This window comes from Arthrobacter sp. GCM10027362 (assembly GCF_042679445.1).
Lineage (GTDB): Bacteria > Actinomycetota > Actinomycetes > Actinomycetales > Micrococcaceae > Crystallibacter.
Genome location: NZ_JBHTML010000034.1, coordinates 1 through 17,162, shown reverse-complemented (window position 1 = coordinate 17,162; position 17,162 = coordinate 1). Strand labels below are relative to the sequence as shown.

At 69.7% G+C, this 17,162-nt stretch carries 16 protein-coding genes, 2 pseudogenes and 1 riboswitch; of the genes and pseudogenes, 9 read left to right on the top strand and 9 right to left on the bottom strand.

Annotated features, from left to right (window positions below):
- Positions 1-14: 14 nt before the first annotated feature.
- Positions 15-1,634, top strand: coding sequence for a TM0106 family RecB-like putative nuclease (locus ACFQ36_RS07665; RefSeq protein WP_377012239.1), 1,620 nt, complete (start codon positions 15-17; stop codon positions 1,632-1,634).
- A 64-nt stretch (positions 1,635-1,698) separates the two neighbouring features.
- A complete protein-coding gene (locus ACFQ36_RS07660; protein ID WP_377012237.1) occupies positions 1,699-2,124 on the top strand; it encodes a pyridoxamine 5'-phosphate oxidase family protein in 426 nt (141 codons plus the stop codon).
- A 32-nt stretch (positions 2,125-2,156) separates the two neighbouring features.
- On the opposite strand, the gene ACFQ36_RS07655 is transcribed toward ACFQ36_RS07660, so the two are convergent.
- Positions 2,157-2,828, bottom strand: coding sequence for an FMN reductase (locus tag ACFQ36_RS07655; RefSeq protein ID WP_377012235.1), 672 nt, complete (start codon positions 2,826-2,828; stop codon positions 2,157-2,159).
- 1,165 nt (positions 2,829-3,993) lie between these two features.
- Positions 3,994-4,194, top strand: a riboswitch (cyclic di-AMP (ydaO/yuaA leader).
- Positions 4,195-4,255: 61 nt separating this feature from the next.
- Here ACFQ36_RS07655 and ACFQ36_RS07650 point away from each other — a divergent pair.
- Together ACFQ36_RS07650 and ACFQ36_RS07645 are read left to right on the top strand one after the other, a co-directional pair.
- The gene (locus ACFQ36_RS07650; RefSeq protein WP_377012234.1) at positions 4,256-4,876 is read left to right on the top strand and encodes a M23 family metallopeptidase; all 621 of its coding nucleotides are present in this window, start codon (positions 4,256-4,258) and stop codon (positions 4,874-4,876) included.
- Between the two features lie 152 nt (positions 4,877-5,028).
- Positions 5,029-5,322 (top strand): annotated as a pseudogene (locus tag ACFQ36_RS07645) (alcohol dehydrogenase catalytic domain-containing protein); the annotation flags it as partial.
- Between the two features lie 89 nt (positions 5,323-5,411).
- Here the strand turns inward: ACFQ36_RS07645 and ACFQ36_RS07640 are convergent.
- The gene (locus tag ACFQ36_RS07640) at positions 5,412-5,762 is read right to left on the bottom strand and encodes a hypothetical protein (protein WP_377012233.1); all 351 of its coding nucleotides are present in this window, start codon (positions 5,760-5,762) and stop codon (positions 5,412-5,414) included.
- Positions 5,763-5,889: 127 nt separating this feature from the next.
- Between ACFQ36_RS07640 and ACFQ36_RS07635 the strand changes: the two genes are divergently transcribed.
- Together ACFQ36_RS07635 and ACFQ36_RS07630 are read left to right on the top strand one after the other, a co-directional pair.
- Complete coding sequence (locus ACFQ36_RS07635) at positions 5,890-6,357, top strand: very short patch repair endonuclease (RefSeq protein ID WP_377012232.1); 468 nt, start codon at positions 5,890-5,892, stop codon at positions 6,355-6,357.
- A gap of 27 nt (positions 6,358-6,384) precedes the next feature.
- Positions 6,385-7,074: an HAD family hydrolase gene (locus ACFQ36_RS07630; protein ID WP_377012230.1), complete on the top strand. Its 690-nt coding sequence runs from the start codon at positions 6,385-6,387 to the stop codon at positions 7,072-7,074.
- A 33-nt stretch (positions 7,075-7,107) separates the two neighbouring features.
- Here ACFQ36_RS07630 and ACFQ36_RS07625 read toward each other — a convergent pair whose 3' ends face one another.
- The 4 genes from ACFQ36_RS07625 to ACFQ36_RS07610 form a co-directional block, all read right to left on the bottom strand.
- Positions 7,108-7,827, bottom strand: a complete 720-nt coding sequence (locus tag ACFQ36_RS07625) for a DUF4190 domain-containing protein (protein WP_377012228.1) — start codon at positions 7,825-7,827, stop codon at positions 7,108-7,110.
- A gap of 110 nt (positions 7,828-7,937) precedes the next feature.
- Entirely contained in the window at positions 7,938-9,614 is a 1,677-nt protein-coding gene (locus tag ACFQ36_RS07620) for a thiamine pyrophosphate-binding protein (protein ID WP_377012226.1), read from the bottom strand.
- Positions 9,611-10,684 (bottom strand): agmatinase, encoded by a 1,074-nt coding sequence (gene speB / locus ACFQ36_RS07615; RefSeq protein WP_377012223.1) that lies wholly within the window; start codon positions 10,682-10,684, stop codon positions 9,611-9,613. The genes ACFQ36_RS07620 and speB overlap by 4 nt, the downstream gene beginning before the upstream one ends.
- Positions 10,685-10,776: 92 nt before the next feature.
- Positions 10,777-11,352: a helix-turn-helix domain-containing protein gene (locus tag ACFQ36_RS07610; protein ID WP_377012221.1), complete on the bottom strand. Its 576-nt coding sequence runs from the start codon at positions 11,350-11,352 to the stop codon at positions 10,777-10,779.
- Between the two features lie 159 nt (positions 11,353-11,511).
- On the opposite strand from ACFQ36_RS07610, the gene ACFQ36_RS07605 reads away from it, so the two are divergent.
- On the top strand, positions 11,512-13,035 hold the full coding sequence (locus ACFQ36_RS07605; protein ID WP_377012219.1) for a sodium:solute symporter: 1,524 nt from the start codon (positions 11,512-11,514) through the stop codon (positions 13,033-13,035).
- Between the two features lie 82 nt (positions 13,036-13,117).
- On the opposite strand, the gene ACFQ36_RS07600 is transcribed toward ACFQ36_RS07605, so the two are convergent.
- The gene (locus ACFQ36_RS07600) at positions 13,118-13,468 is read right to left on the bottom strand and encodes a DUF202 domain-containing protein (RefSeq protein WP_377012217.1); all 351 of its coding nucleotides are present in this window, start codon (positions 13,466-13,468) and stop codon (positions 13,118-13,120) included.
- Positions 13,469-13,486: 18 nt separating this feature from the next.
- Positions 13,487-13,888: a YidH family protein gene (locus ACFQ36_RS07595; RefSeq protein WP_377012215.1), complete on the bottom strand. Its 402-nt coding sequence runs from the start codon at positions 13,886-13,888 to the stop codon at positions 13,487-13,489.
- 432 nt (positions 13,889-14,320) lie between these two features.
- On the opposite strand from ACFQ36_RS07595, the gene ACFQ36_RS07590 reads away from it, so the two are divergent.
- Together ACFQ36_RS07590 and ACFQ36_RS07585 are read left to right on the top strand one after the other, a co-directional pair.
- Positions 14,321-15,439 (top strand): VIT1/CCC1 family protein, encoded by a 1,119-nt coding sequence (locus tag ACFQ36_RS07590; RefSeq protein WP_377012213.1) that lies wholly within the window; start codon positions 14,321-14,323, stop codon positions 15,437-15,439.
- A 119-nt stretch (positions 15,440-15,558) separates the two neighbouring features.
- Positions 15,559-16,419 (top strand): peptidase, encoded by an 861-nt coding sequence (locus ACFQ36_RS07585; RefSeq protein WP_377012211.1) that lies wholly within the window; start codon positions 15,559-15,561, stop codon positions 16,417-16,419.
- Positions 16,420-16,630: 211 nt separating this feature from the next.
- Here the strand turns inward: ACFQ36_RS07585 and ACFQ36_RS07580 are convergent.
- Positions 16,631-17,162: pseudogene (locus tag ACFQ36_RS07580) on the bottom strand (Rossmann fold nucleotide-binding protein); the annotation flags it as partial.

Sequence of the window (17,162 nt, the reverse complement as noted above, 5' to 3'; positions counted from 1 at the left end):
GTGGAGGAGGCACAGTGTTCCTCGTGGACTCCGAGACCGCCGGCGCGGAACCGGACCTGGTCTACACGGCCAGCGACCTGGTCATCGCCGCCGGCTGCGAATACCAGATGCTGCGGAAGCTGGACGAAAAGCTCGGCCGCTGCCCCGTGGCGCAGTTCCCCGTCGACGAGCTGCAGGCCCGGGCCGCGGCGCTCGGGGACGCGCACGAGCAACGGGTCCTGCAAGGTTTCCGGGACCGCTTCGGCGCCGGCGTCGTCGAAATCCAACCGGCAGCGGAGTACACGCGCGAGGTGCTGGCGGCCAAGCGGGAAGAGTCCCTGGCCGCGCTTCGGTCCGGCGCCGACGTAGTCTTCCAGGCGTGTTTCTTCGACGGTTCCTTCCATGGCCGCTCGGACTTCCTCGTGAAGGAGGACGACGGCGGCGGGCGGTACGCGGTCTACGACAGCAAGCTGGCCCGCCACGCCAAGGCCACCGCCCTGCTCCAGCTGGCGGCCTATGCGCAGCAGCTGCTCCAGGCGGGCATCCCGACCTCGCCGACGGTCTCACTGGTCCTGGGCGACGGCGTGCGCAGCGGGCACGGCCTGGCGGAGCTGCTGCCGGAGCTTCGGGACCGCCGGAACCGGTTCCTGCAGATCACCGCGGAACACCGCGCCCAGGACCGGCCGGTGCGCTGGGGAGACAGCCGGTACACCGCCTGCGGCCGCTGCGACTACTGTGCCGAACAGGTCCGCGAGCACCGGGACCTGCTGCTGGTAGCCAAAATGAATGCCTCCCGCCGGCGGAAGCTGATCGCGGCCGGGATCAGCACGATTGACGAACTGGCCGCCATGGAACTGCCCGCCGGCGGGGCCGCGGACAGCGCGCTGGCCGGGCTGCGGGACCAGGCCCGGATGCAGACCGGCCTGCAGCGCCCTGACGGTACGGCCAGCTTCACGGACCGGCACGGTGGACTCCGCACCGCCGGTTACCGGGTCCTGCCGTCCAACACGCTGGCCGAGCTTCCGCAGCCCGATCCCGGGGATATTTTCCTCGACTTCGAGTCGGATCCGCTCTGGCAGGACGGGGCCGGAGGATGGGGGCTGGAATACCTGTGCGGCGTGGTCGAGAACCCGTCCCACCCGCACGGCCATCCGCCGTTCAGGGCATTCTGGGCCCACAGCCGCGAAGAGGAAGCCCGCGCCCTCGCCGGCTTCCTGGACTATGTGGCCGAACGCCGCAGGCGCTTCCCGCACCTGCGCATCTACCACTATGCAAATTACGAGCAGGCCGCCCTGCGGCGGCTGTCCCGGCAGCACGGCATCGGCGAGGAGGCCGTGGACGCGCTGCTGGACGGGGGGATCCTGGTGGACCTCTACGACACGGTCCGGCGCAGCCTGCTGATCTCGGAGAGCTCCTACAGCATCAAGAAGCTCGAGCCGCTGTACATGGGCACGAGCCTGCGGACCGGGGACGTGACCGACGCCGGCGCCTCCGTGGTTGCCTATGCCCGGTACTGCCAGGCGCGGGACGCGGGCCGTTTGGACGAGGCAGCCCGGATCCTCGCCGGCATCAGCGACTACAACGAGTATGACTGCCGCTCCACCCGCGAACTGCGCAACTGGCTGCTCCGGCTGGCCGCGCGGCCGGCCGGATGATGTTGCGGGAACCTTTGGCAACGGCGGCTCCCCATTTTTCTACGAATTGTAGAAAAATGGTTCCATGATGTTCAACCATGATGACCCAATCCTTGAGCTCACGGACGAACAGTCCTGGAAGCTGCTGGCGAATACCAAACATGGCCGCATCGTCCTGTCCGCAGCCGGCGAAACGGACATCTTCCCAATCAACTACCTCGTGCACGACGGGGTGCTGCTGATGCGCAGCGCGCCCGGCACCAAGCTGGCCGAGGTAACCATCAATGACAAGGTTGTCTTCGAGACGGACGGCATCACCAGCGACGAGGCCTGGAGCGTGGTCGTCAAGGGCACCGCCCGCGTGCTGCAGTCCGGCGAGGAGATCGCCAGGGCGGAATCGTTCGGACTCAAGACCTGGGTCCCGACGCTGAAGGACTTCTATATCGAGGTGAAGCCGGAGCGGATCAGCGGCCGGCACTTCAACCTCGGCGAGCAGCCCGAGCGCATGTAGCCCCGGCGGCACGGCAGGGCCCGCCGGCTCCGCTAATGCCCGACCTGCGCCAGGATCTCCTCGAAGCTCAGCGACTCAATACCCCCGCGCCCCTGCTCGACGGCCGGAGCCTGTTCGACCAGGGCAACAAGTTCGCCGGCGGCGCGGTCCGACCGCCCCACCAAGGCGGTGCCGCCGTCTCCGGCACCCCAGTCCTCCGGAGCCGCGAACACCACTGTCTGCACGGTCCGTGCCCGCAGGTAGCTGAACAGCGGCCGGATGGCGTAGTCCAAGGCCAGCGAATGCCTGGCCGATCCGCCCGTGGCACCGAGCAGCACGGGCTTGCCGGCCAGGGACTCCTTGCCGATGACATCAAAAAAAGACTTGAACAGCCCGCTGTAGGAGGCACTGAAGACCGGCGTGACGGCAATCAGCGCGTCGGCGGCGGTCACGGCGTCGATCATCTCCTGCAGCCTCGGGGCGGCATAGCCGGTGACCATGTTGTTGGCAATGTCCACCGCATACTCGCGCAGCTCGAAGGTCTGCACCTGCGCCGCAACGCCCGCGGCCTCGAACTTGCCGGCGGCGGACTTGGCCAACTGGTCGGCCAGCAGGCGGCTCGACGAGGGCACGCCCAGGCCTGCGGACAGGACAACGATCTTGCGATCCGACACCATAAACTCCTCAACTGTTCGGCACTCGGCAATTTCCACTGCCAGTTTCATGCAAATGCATCCATACCGGAAAACCTTATCCCCTCCAGGTTTATTCCGAAGCGGACTTATCCACAGGCCCCGCCGGCCCCCTGGCCCGAGCGAAGTGCCGGGGTTTAGCGTGGGTCCTGTCAGCCCGCTTGCACCACCGGCACATTCAGCTCAGGAGCAATCATGGACCCACCCACTCTCACCGATGCCCGCACCATCATTGCCGCCGCACGGTTTGGCAGCATCGACTTTTCCATTAATACGTAACAAGGCCTTCACCTTGCGTGCCTTCGACATCCAGACCAAGGACCTGGGCGCCAATGCCCAACCGGGCAACCAGTCCCACGGCATCCATGCAGCAACCGCGGCCGGATCGTGATCTTCGCCGGCGGCATTCCGATCGGCCGCAACGGCACGGTGGCTGGGACCATCGGCGGCAGCGGCGAGAGGACCAGGCCACCGCGGAAGCCGGCGCCGCGGCACTCTGACACCCGGCAGTCCCGGGCAGCACATGAAGTTGGGGGAAGATTCATGACCGACCTTGGGCGCATCTACCGGTTGCGGCTGGGCCTGCGCTGGCTTGCCGTTCTGGCAGCGACCTGGCTGGGAGCCAGCCTGCTGACGGCAACGGCAACCGGCGGGTCCGGAGCGCCACCATACCCGCCAGCCAATATCGTTCCGCCTGCGCTGCTGCTGGCCGGCCTGGGCCTGGCCACCCTTAGGCAAAACTCGCAGGACAGGCGGCGCAGGGATCCGCGGCGGCACTTCAGCAAGGAACAGTGCCGCGAAGGACTGGACCGCGCCGGCGGCAGCTGCGAACTGGAGGCCGGACGCGGGCGCCGGTGCCCCCGGGCTGCCACGCGCGGCCTCCATTTCCATCCCTGGTCCGGCGGTGGATCCACCACCATGGAAAACTTTGTGGCCGCCTGCAGCCGCTGCAAACGGCTCCGAAAGCCGGGCTTTCCCTCCCCCGGGATGCAGGAGCGGCTCCAGCACCGCCGCCGGGCTTATTTCCCGGCTGGAACGCCGGTGACAGCCGGCGAGCGCAATCCGGTTTCCGGCCGGAGCCCCGCCTGGCTGGCTGGCTGAGCCGGATTAGTGACCAAAGACACCCATTCCAAATTTGTAACGATTCGTGTCGTTTCGGTAAATTTGCTTGCAATGACACCCCATGGCGGGTATCAGCCTGGTCCGTCCGCCGAACCCTGTCAACGTACCAGCCCAAAGAACACACGGACAGGGGTGGAGGAACCACCGTCGGCGTCATTGGCGCCTTGGGGTGAAGCCCGTCAGCGCGGATGCGGCCTGCTCGCCGCCTGCTGACTTGGCCGAGACGAACTCTCTCTCGAATCCGACAGCTAACTTCGCAGGCGTGTAGAGAGGATCCCCCCTTGATCAGGCATTCGTCTGCCCGCGGGCGCCACCGCGCCCACAAGGCTCCTTCGCCGATGAGGCGGTTGGGCAACTTCGCCGGACTGGCCGCAGCCGCGGCCGGCATGATTGCAGCCGCCGCGCTCCCCCCGGCCACGGCCCAGGGGCAGCACCAGGTCTCGGGCCTGCCCGGGGCCCGGGCCGCCGCCATGACCCCGGTTGATGTCAGCGTCCCGGCGGAGCAGAAGCTGGCTTTCGACCGTTCTTCCGTCGCCAGCAAGGCTGCTGCCGCCAAACCGGCCAGCGGCGCCCGCCTGGCGGCACCCGTGAAGAAAATGAACACCAGTTCCGGATTCGGCCATCGGATCAACCCGGTCACGGGCGCTCCCGGTGAATTCCACAACGGCCTGGACTTCGCCCATCCCTGCGGTACGCCGGTCACGGCGGCCAAGGCCGGAAAGGTAGTCGAGGCGTCCTCGAGCCCCTATGGATACGGCAACCGCATTGTGGTCGACCACGGCAGCGGTGTAAAGACCACCTACAACCATCTCCAGGCCATTGGCGTGCGTCAGGGACAGCAGGTGGCCCAGGGCCAGAAGATCGCCGATCTGGGCACCACCGGCAACTCCACCGGCTGCCACCTGCATTTCGAGGTCATGCTCAAGGGCAAGGCAGTCGACCCGAAGGGCTGGCTCTAAGACCTGGCCCGGCGCCCGCCGCGGCGGATCCCCGCATCCCGCCCCAAGGGCGGCCTCTCTGGCCGCGTCATCCGATCCGGGCTAGCGTGAAATGCGCCGCAGTTGGCCGAGCCATCGCCCATGCTCCGCACAGGGCCGGGGAGGATCCGCCCATGAGCGGAAACAGGGCCGTTGCCGACAAGGAACCCGGGACCGGGGAGGCCATCGACACCGGCTACCCGACCTTCGAACTCAGGGACGGCCCCGGAGTCAGCCCCGCCAACGTCGGGCGCAGGGTCCCGCACGGGGCCATCCCGCGGACGGTGGCGACGAACATCTGCGGCTCGGACCGGCACATGGTGCGCGGCCGCACCACCGCCCCGGCGGATTTGGTCCTGGGGCATGAGATCACCGGCGAGGTGGTCGGGACCGGCCCGGACGTGGAGTTCGCCAAGGCCGGCGCCATCCCGCTCGAGGACGCCCCGCGCGGCTACGCCGAGTTCGACGCCGGCGCCGCGGCCAAGTACGTGCTCGAGCCGCACGACTACGTGAGGGCCTAACCGGGATCGGGGTAGGGCGGTTGACGCGTCGGTGCCGCCTCACCGACAATCCGGGCGCCGACGACCTTGCCCCTGAGATCCACCACCTCAAGCGGAGCCGCCTCCGGCTCCGTGGCCGGCCGCCGGCCGCCGAGGACCCGCTCCACCGCCGGACGGATCCGCTGTGCGTAGGCAGCGTTGCATTGCTCCTCGGATTCCCACACGTCGATATAGCGCAGTCCGCCGCTGTCCTTGCGCATGCACAGGTGCAGGATGAGTCCGTCGAAGGGCTCCGTCCCCATGGCTTCCACGACCCGCCGGTAGGTGTCGTCGTCCACGGGCAGGTCCTGGCTGAACGCAAAAACCATCGTTCCCGCCTCCTCCAGCATGATTGGCTTCGGTTCCGGATGGGTACCTTCTACAGAGGACCTGGGGCGGAGGCCTTGTCAAGGCCTGCCTGCCCCGCCCGCGTGGGCTGGCCCATAGACTTGGACCATGGCCGATGTGTTCACGCCCGAGCAGCGCAGCGCGAACATGTCCCGGATCCGTGGCAAGGACACGAAGCCGGAACTGGTGGTGCGCCGGCTGCTGCATGCCCGGGGCTTCCGCTACCGCCTGCATGGCAGTGCCGCAGGCAGCACGCTGCCGGGCAAGCCGGATCTGGTCTTCGCCGGGCGGCGGAAAGTCATTTTTGTCAACGGCTGCTTCTGGCACCTGCACGACTGCAGGGTGGGCCGGCACGGGCCCTCGTCCAACGTGGAGTTTTGGGAGGCAAAGCGCGCCCGGAGCGCGGAACGGGACGCCGCCGCCAATGCCGCGTTGCGGGAGGCGGGCTGGGACGTGCTGACCGTCTGGGAGTGCGAACTGAAGAAAACCTCGGACCTGGCCCCGCTTGAGGAGCGGCTGATCGCCTTCCTGGGCGGGGCGCAGGCTCCGGATGCCCGGATCCCCCAGCCGCGGTAGCGGACCGCCGATCGAAAGGAAGCAGCCATGGAGCAGCAGTCCGACCGCAAGCGCGGCGTCCTCTTCGACGTCGACGGAACGCTGGTGGACTCGAACTACCTGCACACGCTGGCCTGGTGGCAGGCCTTCCGCCGGTGCGGCCATGACATCCCGATGGCCTCCATCCACCGTGCCGTGGGCATGGGCGGCAGGAGGCTGATCGCCCACCTGCTGGGCAATCATCGCAATGCGGAGGATGACGGGCTGCTGGAGGAAACCCATACGGCGGTCTTTTCCACCTTCTGGCCGTCGCTGCGCCCGCTCGACGGCGCCCGGGACCTGATCCGGCGCTGCGCCGAGGCGGGCCTGGGGACCGTCCTGGCCAGTTCGGCCAGGCAGGAAGAGCTGGCGGTGCTGCGCCGCGTGGTCGACGCCGATGCCTGGCTGGCGGCCGCGACCAGTTCCTCCGATGCCAAGCGGAGCAAGCCGGCCCCGGACATCCTCGAGGCCGCGCTGCGGGCCGGCGGCCTGCAGGCCGCCGGCGCGGTCTTCGTCGGCGACGCCGTCTGGGACGTCCTCGCCGCCGCCGAACTCAAGATCCCAACCATCGGCCTGACCTGCGGCGCCACCAGCGAGGCCGAACTGCGGGAGGCCGGCGCCGTCGAAATCTACGCCAGCCCCGCGGCGCTGCTGGACGCATTCGCCGGCAGCAGGCTCGGTGGACTCGCCCGCGCCTGAAAGTGCGCCGACGCGTGCCCGCGGGCGGGCGCGTCAGCGGCGGCCCTGGTCCCCCGGACCAGCCGAAATGCACTCGACGCGCCCGTTGCCGGCATTGCTGGAGATCCGCTGCCCGTCCAGGACGACCTCGCAGCTGGCATGGCCGTCCGGCACGGAAACCGTGACCGCCCCGATCGGCAGGCCGGTGTAGCGGAACTCTTCCTCCCAGTTGCCGCTGACCTGCCGGTCCACGGTCTGGCTGCCGTTGAAGTAGGTGACGGTGGCCGGCGCGCTGGTCGTCACCCGGTACCTGACGGTGTGGTCCCCCATTGTCCGGACCACAAAGTAGGTCAGGAACGCCGTGACCGCCCCGGCGATGAGGATACCCAGCACGCCGAGCACCATGCCGGACACCGCCAGCGACTTCTTCTGCCGCTGCACCAGCGCAACGATGCCGAAGACCAGGGCGAGCAGCCCGAGGATCAGGCTGAGCATGCCGATGACCGGGATCAGGGCGAAAACGACCGCAACGATGCCCAGCACCAGCGCCGTGACGGCCAGGCCGGACTTCGGCCGGGCCTGGTAGCCGTAGTCCGGCGTCGCGTAGCCCGGCGGTCCATAGGCCGGCGGGGCCGGGGGTGTCCCGTAGGGAGCGGAGTGCACCTGGTCCCAAGGCTGCCCGGCACCAGGACCGGTACCGGCGCGGTTGCCCTCCCTGCCGCCGTACGGATCACCGGCCCCGGGATCTTCGGGCCGGGGCGTCTGATCGGACATGGTACCCCCGTTGGGCTAGACGGCCGCATTCAGGCGGCGGGAGCGCCGCCTGAATGCAGTGTAGCGGGTGGAGCGGGCGGCGGAAGGCCCGCAGGCGCCAACCGCGGTCCCTACGGCTGGATGTGCGTGGGGGCGAACATCTTCAGCCGGGCTTCGACCACAACGACGTTCGGCCCGTCAGCCGCGAGTGCCTCGGTCAGTGCCGGGCCCACTTCCGCCGGCTTCACCCGGCGGGCCGGGACACCGAAGGACTCGGCCAGCCGCACGAAGTCCGGCCGCGCCAGGTCGGTGGCGGTGGCCTTGCCGAAGGCCGCCACCATGTATTCGCGCAGGATGCCGTAGCCGCCGTCGTCGACAATCAGCCAGGTGACCGGCAGGTTGTGCTGGCGCACCGTGGCCAGTTCGCTGATCGAGTACATCGCCGAACCGTCGCCGGAGACCGCCAGCACGCGCGCGGGCCGGTCCCGGGCGGCCAGCCCGACGGCGCCGCCGATGGCCCCGGGGAAGCCGAAGCCGAGTCCGCCGGCGCCTTGGGCGGAGTGGAACTGGCCGCCGCGGGCATCCCAGCAGCTCCAGGCCCAGTAGGCGGCGATGGTCATGTCCCAGAAGGTCTGCATGTCGTCGGGCACCGCCTCGCGGATCTCCGCCATGAACCGGCGTTCGGCTGCCAGGTCCTGGCTGTCGAGGCGGGCTTGGATCCTGGCCAGGGTCTCCTTGACCAGCGCCTCCGGAGGCACGCCGTGCCAGTTGGCCGCCGGTGTGCCCGCCGGTGCCGCGTCGAGGGCCGTGTCCAGCGCTGCCAGCGCCTGGCCGGCGTCGGCCCGGATTCCCAGTGCCGGCCGGTTGGCTTCGAGCACCCGCGGCTCGGCGTCGATCTGGATGATCCGCCCGCGCGGCTCCATCGTGAAGTAGTTGCTGGTGACCTCCCCGAGCGAAGAGCCAATCACCAGGAGCACGTCGGCGTCTTCCAGGATCTCGGTGGTGTACCGGTCCTCGATCCAGGACTGCAGGGACAGCTCGTGGTTCCAGGGGAAGGCGCCCTTGCCGCCGGGGGTGCAGACCACCGGGGCGCGCAGCTTTTCGGCCAGCGACAGCAGCTGCGGTTCGGCTTTGCCCCGCCGGGTCCCGCCGCCGGCGATGATGGCCGGGCGCTCGGCGGCGGCGAGCCACTTCACCGCCTCCTTGACCAGCTCGGTGCGCGGCGGATTGTCCGCCGCTTCGGCGAGCGCGTCCTCCACCGGCGGCACGATCACCGGGTCCAGCAGCACGTTCTGCGGGATCTCGATCCAGACCGGGCCTGCGGGCGAGGAGACGGCCTCGGTCCAGGCGTCCTGGATGGCCGAGGGAATGCCGGAGGCGTGCAGGATCAGCCGCTGGCTCTTGGTGACGTTGGCGGCCGAGGCCTTCTGGTCGTCGAGCTGGTGCAGCATGCCCTTGCGCCGCGCGCCCAGTCCCTCCAGCGGGACCTGGCTGGCCACCACCACCATCGGCACGCCGGTGGCGTAGGCCTCCTGCAGCCCGGCCAGCGCGGTCAGCGCCCCGGGGCCGGTGGAGAGGAACAGCACGCCGACCTCGCCGGTGGCCCGGGAGAACCCGTCGGCGGCAAAGGCCGAGTTGTTCTCAACGCGCGAGGAGACAAAACGCAGCGTGGACCGGGAGAGCGCGTCGAACAGGCCCAGGGCGTGCTGGCCCGGGATGCCGAACACCGTCGTCGCGCCCAGGGCGCCGAGGGTTTCGACGACGAGGTCCCCGCCGTTGCGCCGGGCGCCGGATTCCCGGGCCGTCACTCGAAGCTCTCCTGCTCGTCCCGGCCCGCGGAGACGGCAGCCGCAGGCCGGCGGTCCAGGGACTGGGGCGCGTAGCCGGTGGCCTGGCCGTGGCGGTCGCCGGGGACGGTGTTGTCGGCCAGCAGGGTGACCAGCTCGTAGGCGGTGTGGCTGGCGGCCACGCCGGTGATCTCGGCGTGGTCGTAGGCCGGGGCGACCTCCACCACGTCCGCGCCGACCAGGTCCAGTCCGCGCAGCCCGCGCAGGATCTCCAGCAGTTCCCGGCTGGTGATCCCGCCGGCTTCCGGAGTGCCGGTGCCCGGGGCGTGCGCCGGATCGAGCACGTCGATGTCCACGGACACATACAGCGGCCGGTCCCCGATCCGCTCCCGCAGTTTGGCCACGGTCTCGGCCACGCCCTGGTAGTACACATCGGCGCTGGTGACGATCCCGAAGCCGAAGCGGTGGTCGTCGTCGAGGTCCTTCTTGCCGTAGAGCGGGCCGCGGGTGCCGACGTGGCAGATGGCCTCGGTGTCCAGGATGCCTTCCTCGAAGGCCCGGCGGAACGGGGTGCCGTGGGTGTATTCGGCGCCGAAGTAGGTGTCCCAGGTGTCCAGGTGGGCGTCGAAGTGCAGCATGGCCACCGGGGACCCGGCGCGCTCGGCCGCGGCCCGCAGCAGCGGCAGGGCGATGGTGTGGTCCCCGCCCAGGGTGACCAGCCTGGTCCCGCCCGCGGTCAGCTCCAGGGCGTTGGCCTGGATCGTCTCGATCGCCTCATGGATGTTGAACGGGTTCACCGCCATGTCGCCGGCGTCGGCTACCTGCGCGGCCTCGAACGGGGACACGTCCCAGGCCGGGTTGTACGGGCGCAGCAGCCGCGAGGCCTCGCGCACGTGGTTGCCGCCGAAGCGGGCGCCCGGCCGGTAGGACACCCCGGCGTCGAACGGCACGCCCACGACGGCGACGTCCGCTTTCTTGACCTGGTCCAGCCGGGGCAGCCGCGCAAACGTCGCAGCCCCGGCAAAGCGCGGGACGCGGGACGAATCGATGGGTCCCAGGTGTCCGTTGGCCTCGATCCGAAGTTCTTCCATGGCCGTTCCCTCCGTGGCAAAAGTTGCCTGATATGCATCAAGTGTTGCTGCTCAGGCTAAATGTGGGAGAGGCGTCCGTCAAGACCGGCCCGTCAGCGCGAGGCCGCCGGCACCAGCGTCCAGACCACCACGGCCTCTTCATCCGTTTCGTTGGCCCAGGTGTGCGGTTCGCGCCCGGGGAACGTAAGGGTGTCGCCCGCCTCCAGCTCGTAGCGCTCAGAGGTGAACATGACGGCGAGCCGGCCGGAGGCCACGTGCAGCACGTCCACGTCGCAGTCCACGGCATACAGTTCGGATTCGCCGTGGCCGCCCGGCGCGATCACGGCCTTGATGATCTGCAGGCGGCGCTCATGGCGCGGGGTGAGCAGCTCCTCGCGGATGCCCTCGCCGCCAAGGCTGATCCGCGGGCCTTCACCCCGGCGGGTGAGGTAGGTTTCCGGATCCACGAACAGGTCGCCGATGGGAATCGAGAGTACCTGGCACAGCGTCACCAGCGAGGCCACCGAGGGCGAGGTCAGGTCACGCTCCACCCGGCTCAGGAAGCCCTTGGTCAGCCCGGTGGACTCGGCAACCTGCTCGATCGTCATCCGCTGCCCCTGGCGGGCGGCGCGGATCCGCGAACCGATGGCCAGCGGCGCATTGCTCGGCTCAATTGGCAGTGCCTTCACGATTCATCCCCATTTCTCGCAGATTGCCGCCGCCCCGCGGCGCACCCTTCGAGCTTAACCGGCGGTTGACGTGTGCGGGGCCTCACAATTAGCCTAGCACTCAACACTTGTTGCCTGTAAGGCAAATTCGTTTCCTGAGTCATGAAAGCAGGAACCCCCATGGATGGACAGATTCTCAATGCCGGCATCGTGGTCGCATACCTGGTCTCGATGCTGCTCTTCGGCTGGTGGGGCAAGTCCCGCACCAAGGACAACAGCGACTACCTGGTCGCCGGCCGCCGGCTCGGCAGCCTGCTCTACACCGGCACCATGGCCGCCGTCGTCCTGGGCGGGGCCTCCACCGTCGGCGGCGTCGGCCTGGGTTACAAATTCGGCCTCTCCGGCATGTGGCTGGTGGTGGCCATCGGCACCGGTGTGCTGGTGCTGAGCCTGTTCTTCGCCCCCACCCTGCAGCGGCTGAAGATCTACACCGTGGCCCAGATGCTCACCCTGCGCTACGGGGTCAGCGCCACCAAGGCCTCCGGCATCGTGATGCTCGCCTACACGCTCATGCTCTGCGCCACCTCCACCGGCGCCTATGCCACCATCCTGGTGGTGCTCTTCGGCTGGGAGCGCTGGCTGGCCATCGCCGTCGGCGGGGCGATCGTGCTGATCTACTCCACCGTCGGCGGCATGTGGTCGATCACGCTGGCCGACATGGCCCAGTTCGTGATCAAGACCATCGGCGTGTTCTTCCTGATGCTGCCCTTCTCCTGGAGCCAGGCCGGCGGGCTCGACGGGATCCGCCAGCGCGTGGACGAATCCTTCTTCAATATCACCGGCATCGGGGCGCAGACCATCATCACCTACTTCGTGGTCTATACCCTCGGCCTGCTGATCGGGCAGGACATCTGGCAGCGCGTCTTCACCGCGCGCACCCCGAAGGTGGCGCGCTGGGGCGGAACCACCGCGGGCGTGTACTGCATCCTCTACGGGGTGGCCGGCGCGCTGATCGGCATGGCGGCCTCCGTGGTGCTGCCCAACATCGAGGTCAAGGACGATGTGTACGCGGACGTGGCAATGACCATCCTGCCGATCGGCGTCGGCGGCCTCGTGCTGGCCGCCGCGGTGGCCGCAATGATGTCCACCGCCTCGGGCGCCCTGATTGCCGCCGCCACCGTTGCCAAGGCGGACGTGGTGCCCTTCGTCCGTTCCTGGTTCGGCAAGCCGGTGCACCACGGACATGCCGGGAACCCGGAGCATGACGTCCAGGGCAGCCGCTGGTACGTGCTGGCCCTGGGCGTGCTGGTCATCGCCTTGGCCATCGTGGTCCAGGACGTGGTCGCGGCGCTGACCATCGCCTACGACATCCTGGTCGGCGGCCTGCTGATCCCGATCATCGGCGGCCTGCTCTGGAAGCGCGGCACCGGCCTCGGCGCCGCGGCCGCGATGGCCGCCGGCACCGTGGTCACGCTGGCCACCATGATCGTCCTGGAGGTCAACGCCGCGCACCAGTACGACGGCATCTACGCCAACGAGCCGATCTATTACGGCCTCATCGCGGCGCTGGCGGCCTACGTCGCGGTCTCGCTGCTGAGCAGGCCGACGGATCCCGAGACCAGGACCGCCTGGGACCGCCGGGTGGCCGGCGCCATCACGGAGGAGGTCCCGGTGGAAGGACCGGAGGACGTGCACGCCCGCTAGGGATTGGCCCGGGCCCGGTCCCGGCTTGATGACCCGGCAGGTCCTTATCCAGGGCCGGCCGGGTCCAGCCGTTAAGCCGGGCCTAGCCGTTGACCGGCAGGAACAGCACGGTGAAGATGCCGAGCGCACCGAGCACCACCACGCTGACGGCGGTCCACAGGACCGCCATCACATCGGCCTGCACGGACTCCGCCGCGATGCCCCTGACTGCCCGGTGATAGCGCCGCTTCTGCGTGAGGTTCAGTGCCAGCGCGGCCACGAGTGTAACGGCAATGAGCACGCCCACGAACCAGCCGTGGTGCGGCGCCCAGCGCAGGAAGATGACGGCGGCGACCACCATCGCCAGGGTGGTCCGGCCCCAGGCCAGGCTGGTGCGCTCGGGCTGCAGTCCGGCGTCGTAATGGACCGGGCCCGGCTCCCGGGCACGCCTCATCGGCGGCCCGCTCCCAACTCAGCTGCCCCGGACAAAGACAAACACCACCAGGACGGCGGCCACCAGTGCCCCGCCCACGGCCAGCAGCGGGGCCAGCACCGGCAGCGGCAGCGGCGCCTTTTGGCGCATGGCCCGTTCCACGCCCAGCCAGCGGAAGAACGCACCGGCGCCCAGCGCCATGGCCAGCAGCAGCAGCATGATGGCCACGGTCTTGCGGATGCCGGGGATGAACAGGTCCGAGGTGAACGCCTCCACGGCGATCCCCCCGGCCAGCAGCGCCAGCGAGGTCCGGATCCAGGCCAGGAAGGTCCGTTCGTTGGCCAGCGTGAACCGGGGGTCCGGCTCCGTGCCGCCGCGCAGCAGCTTGGCCGCGAAGGGACCGCGCCCGGGATCAGGCTGCGGTGTCTCTGAGGTAGTCACCGACCTATCCTAGACCCCGCCCTGTCAAAAATTTTGGTCAACGGATGTCCTCCCGCGAGGGAAATTGGCCAGTACATGAACCCTTCGGGAAATTTCCGGTTCCCTGCCCGAAGCCCAGGAGCATGGACGGCGGCGGGGACGGACACCCGGGCCTGCCCAATTAATGCCGGGAGGGGACATCTGCTGACCAAATGTTTCTTACCGGGGCGGGGCGGCTGCCCGGGGTATGATGGAGGCTGCGAAGGGGAGTAGCTCCACCGCCCCCCGGTCCACGGAACCGGCGTTGGGCGTGGAGGCCTGTCGACATACTGGCCGCATGGATCCGGCCCGGCAGTCCACCCGGCATCGTCCGGGCGAGCGAGACCTTCGGTCAGTTGCCGCACACTGACCGGAGTCTGTTCCCGCTGCCTCCGGTCCCGACCAGGAGCCTGAGTGGACCACACCCCCCTCTCCCCCAGACCGCCCCGGCAGTCCGCACCGTCGGACGCCGACCTCAGGAAGTGGCGCCGTTACCTCGCCGACGAACGCGCGGAGGCTGCCATCTACCGCGACCTCGCCCAGCGCCGCGACGGCGAGGAACGCGAGATCCTGCTCAAGCTGGCCGAGGCGGAAGGCCGCCACGAGCAGCACTGGATCGACCTGCTCGGCGAGCACGCCGACCGGCCGGTCCGGCCCTCGGCCCGGCGCATCCTGCTGCGCTTCCTGGCCCGCTGCTTCGGCTCGGTCTTCGTCATGGCCCTGGCCCAGCGGGCCGAGGGCCGCTCCCCCTACAGCTCGGAGCCGGCCGCCACCAACGCCATGGCCGCGGACGAGCTGATCCACGAGGAGGTCATCCGCGGCCTGGCCACCCGGGGCCGCGCCCGGCTCTCCGGCAGCTTCCGGGCCGCGGTCTTCGGCGCCAATGACGGGCTCGTCTCCAACCTGGCGCTGATCATGGGCATCGGCGCCACCGGTGTGTCCAGCGGTTTCGTGTTGTTCAGCGGCATCGCCGGCCTGCTGGCCGGGGCACTGTCGATGGGTGCCGGCGAGTATGTCTCCGTCCGTTCCCAGCGCGAGCTGCTGAACGCCACCAAGCCCACCCAGATCTCGCTGGCCGCCGCACCGGACCTGGACCTGAACGCCAACGAACTGGTGCTGCTGTACCGCGCCCGCGGCATGAGCCAGGAGGCGGCCGAGCACCGGGCCGCCGAGCGCCTGGGCCACCTGGACTGCGACTGCGACCCGAGCCTGTCCCTGCAGCCGCCGGAATACTACGAGAACGAATACGAGGAGATCGGCTCCGGCTGGAACGCGGCGGTGTCCAGCTTCTGTTTCTTCGCCGCCGGGGCACTGGTGCCCATCCTGCCGTACATGTTCGGCCTGCAGGGTATGGCGGCGGTCCTGGTCTCGCTGCTGCTGGTGGGCCTGGCGCTGCTGTGCACCGGCGGCATCGTCGGCCTGCTCTCGGGAGCCTCCCCGGCCAAACGCGCCTTCCGCCAGCTGGCCATCGGCTTCGGCGCCGCGCTGGCGACCTACCTGCTGGGACTGGCCTTCGGCACCAGCCTGGGCTGAGTCCGAGGACGGCGGCCGGCCGGGATTGATCCTCGCGTCCGACCCGAGGGACGCCGCCTCTTACCTGCGGCGGCGGCTGCCGCTACGCTGGAGCAACCCGCCGATTTCGAGGGGGCAGCATGCGCCGTCTGCCGCAGGTTCCGGCCGCCAGGCTCTTCGCGGCCGCCATGCTGCTGGTGCTGGCCGCCGGCGCGCTGTTCTGCCTTGCCAACCCGGACGCCGCGTCCCGTGTCCTGCTCGGGGGCGGCGGTGCGGACCGCTCGTTTCCGTTCAGCGATCCGGCCGCGAAAGCCGGCCGGATCGGACGCAACTACCCGCCGCCCGGCATCGGTGCCTCCAGTTCGCCGCTGTCCTCGCCGGCACCGCTGCGCGCGCGCAGCCAGAGCTACCGGCTGCTCGACAGCGGCCTGCGGAACCAGCGCCACGTGGCCTACGACCCGTGCCGCCCGATCCGCTACGTCATCCGGGAGCAGGGTGCGCCGCCGGGCGGGGGCGCACTCATCCAGCGCGCCGTGCACCGGGTGGCCGCCGCCACCGGGCTGCAGTTCGTCCACGAGGGCCGCACCACCGAACCGCCCAGCGCCGACCGCCCGGCGTACCAGCCGCAGCGCTACGGGGACCGGTGGGCGCCGGTGCTCATCGCCTGGACCACGCCCGAGGAAAGCCCGGCCATGGCCGGGGACACCATCGGCATGGGCGGCAGCGCGTGGGCCGCGCACGGCGGCACCGCCGCCTACGTCTCCGGGCAGGTTGAGCTGGACGGACCGCAGTTCCGCGACCTGCTGGCCACCGCCGGCGGCGAAGCGGCCGCGGCGTCCATCATCATGCACGAACTGGCCCACCTGGTGGGCCTGGACCACGTCGAGGATCCCACACAGCTGATGAACACCGAGGCCCGGCGCGACATCACCGACTTCGGCAACGGCGACCTGACCGGGCTGGAACTGCTGGGCCGGGGCCCGTGCGTGCCGGAGCTTTAGGGACTGGGTTCCTCCCGCAAGGTTCAGGCTGCGCGCCCCGCGGCGAGCTTGCCAGCCGGGGGAAGGCCTGGACCGGTCGGCTTCGCCCGTTCACGGCCACCCCGCACGCCGTTCGCAGCTTCCCCACACGCTCCGCGCGCGGGGACCCCTGCTGCTCTCTTGGGGCACGGGGACCCCTGGCCGCTCTCCTGGCGGGGCCCTCGCGCCCCGCTCAACCGTCCACGAGTGCTGCAGCCTCGTCGACGGAGTCCACCAGGTGGAGGCGGCCGGCCATTGCCCGGCCCTCGCCGAGCGCGCGCAGCAGCGGCCAGACCGGCAGTTGTTCGGTCCAGTACCGCCGCCCCACCAGGATCATCGGCGAGACGAGTTCCTCGGTGGCGTAGTAGTTTTCGCAGGCGTCCTGGAAAATTTCCTGCACCGTGCCGCCGGCGCCGGGCAGGAAGACGGTGCCGGCGGTGCACCGCTGCAGCAGCACCGCTTCCCGGATGGAGTTGGCAAAGAACTTGGCGATGTGGGTGGCGAACAGGTTCGGCGGCTCATGCCCGTAGTGCCAGGTGGGAATGCCCAGGCTGACTGTCCCGCCGGGATGGCCGGCCAGGACGGCGGCCGCCGCCCGTGCCCAGCGGGTGACCGAGGGACGGAAACCGGGCACGGAGACCAGGGCGGCCAGCGCCCGGCGGAACCCGGCGTCGTCGGCCCCGGCCAGGTAGGCACCCAGGTTGGTCGCCTCCATGGCACCGGGG

Excerpts from the sequence above, each read along its gene's own strand:
- ACFQ36_RS07605 (WP_377012219.1), top strand. The coding sequence starts at position 11,512 with ATGGATGGACAGATTCTCAATGCCGGCATCGTGGTCGCATACCTGGTC.
- ACFQ36_RS07650 (WP_377012234.1), top strand. The coding sequence starts at position 4,256 with ATGAGGCGGTTGGGCAACTTCGCCGGACTGGCCGCAGCCGCGGCCGGC.
- ACFQ36_RS07660 (WP_377012237.1), top strand. The coding sequence starts at position 1,699 with ATGATGTTCAACCATGATGACCCAATCCTTGAGCTCACGGACGAACAG.
- ACFQ36_RS07630 (WP_377012230.1), top strand. The coding sequence starts at position 6,385 with ATGGAGCAGCAGTCCGACCGCAAGCGCGGCGTCCTCTTCGACGTCGAC.
- speB (WP_377012223.1), bottom strand. The coding sequence starts at position 10,684 with ATGGAAGAACTTCGGATCGAGGCCAACGGACACCTGGGACCCATCGAT.
- ACFQ36_RS07640 (WP_377012233.1), bottom strand. The coding sequence starts at position 5,762 with ATGGTTTTTGCGTTCAGCCAGGACCTGCCCGTGGACGACGACACCTAC.
- ACFQ36_RS07625 (WP_377012228.1), bottom strand. The coding sequence starts at position 7,827 with ATGTCCGATCAGACGCCCCGGCCCGAAGATCCCGGGGCCGGTGATCCG.
- ACFQ36_RS07655 (WP_377012235.1), bottom strand. The coding sequence starts at position 2,828 with ATGAAACTGGCAGTGGAAATTGCCGAGTGCCGAACAGTTGAGGAGTTT.
- ACFQ36_RS07585 (WP_377012211.1), top strand. The coding sequence starts at position 15,559 with ATGCGCCGTCTGCCGCAGGTTCCGGCCGCCAGGCTCTTCGCGGCCGCC.
- ACFQ36_RS07635 (WP_377012232.1), top strand. The coding sequence starts at position 5,890 with ATGGCCGATGTGTTCACGCCCGAGCAGCGCAGCGCGAACATGTCCCGG.
- ACFQ36_RS07600 (WP_377012217.1), bottom strand. The coding sequence starts at position 13,468 with ATGAGGCGTGCCCGGGAGCCGGGCCCGGTCCATTACGACGCCGGACTG.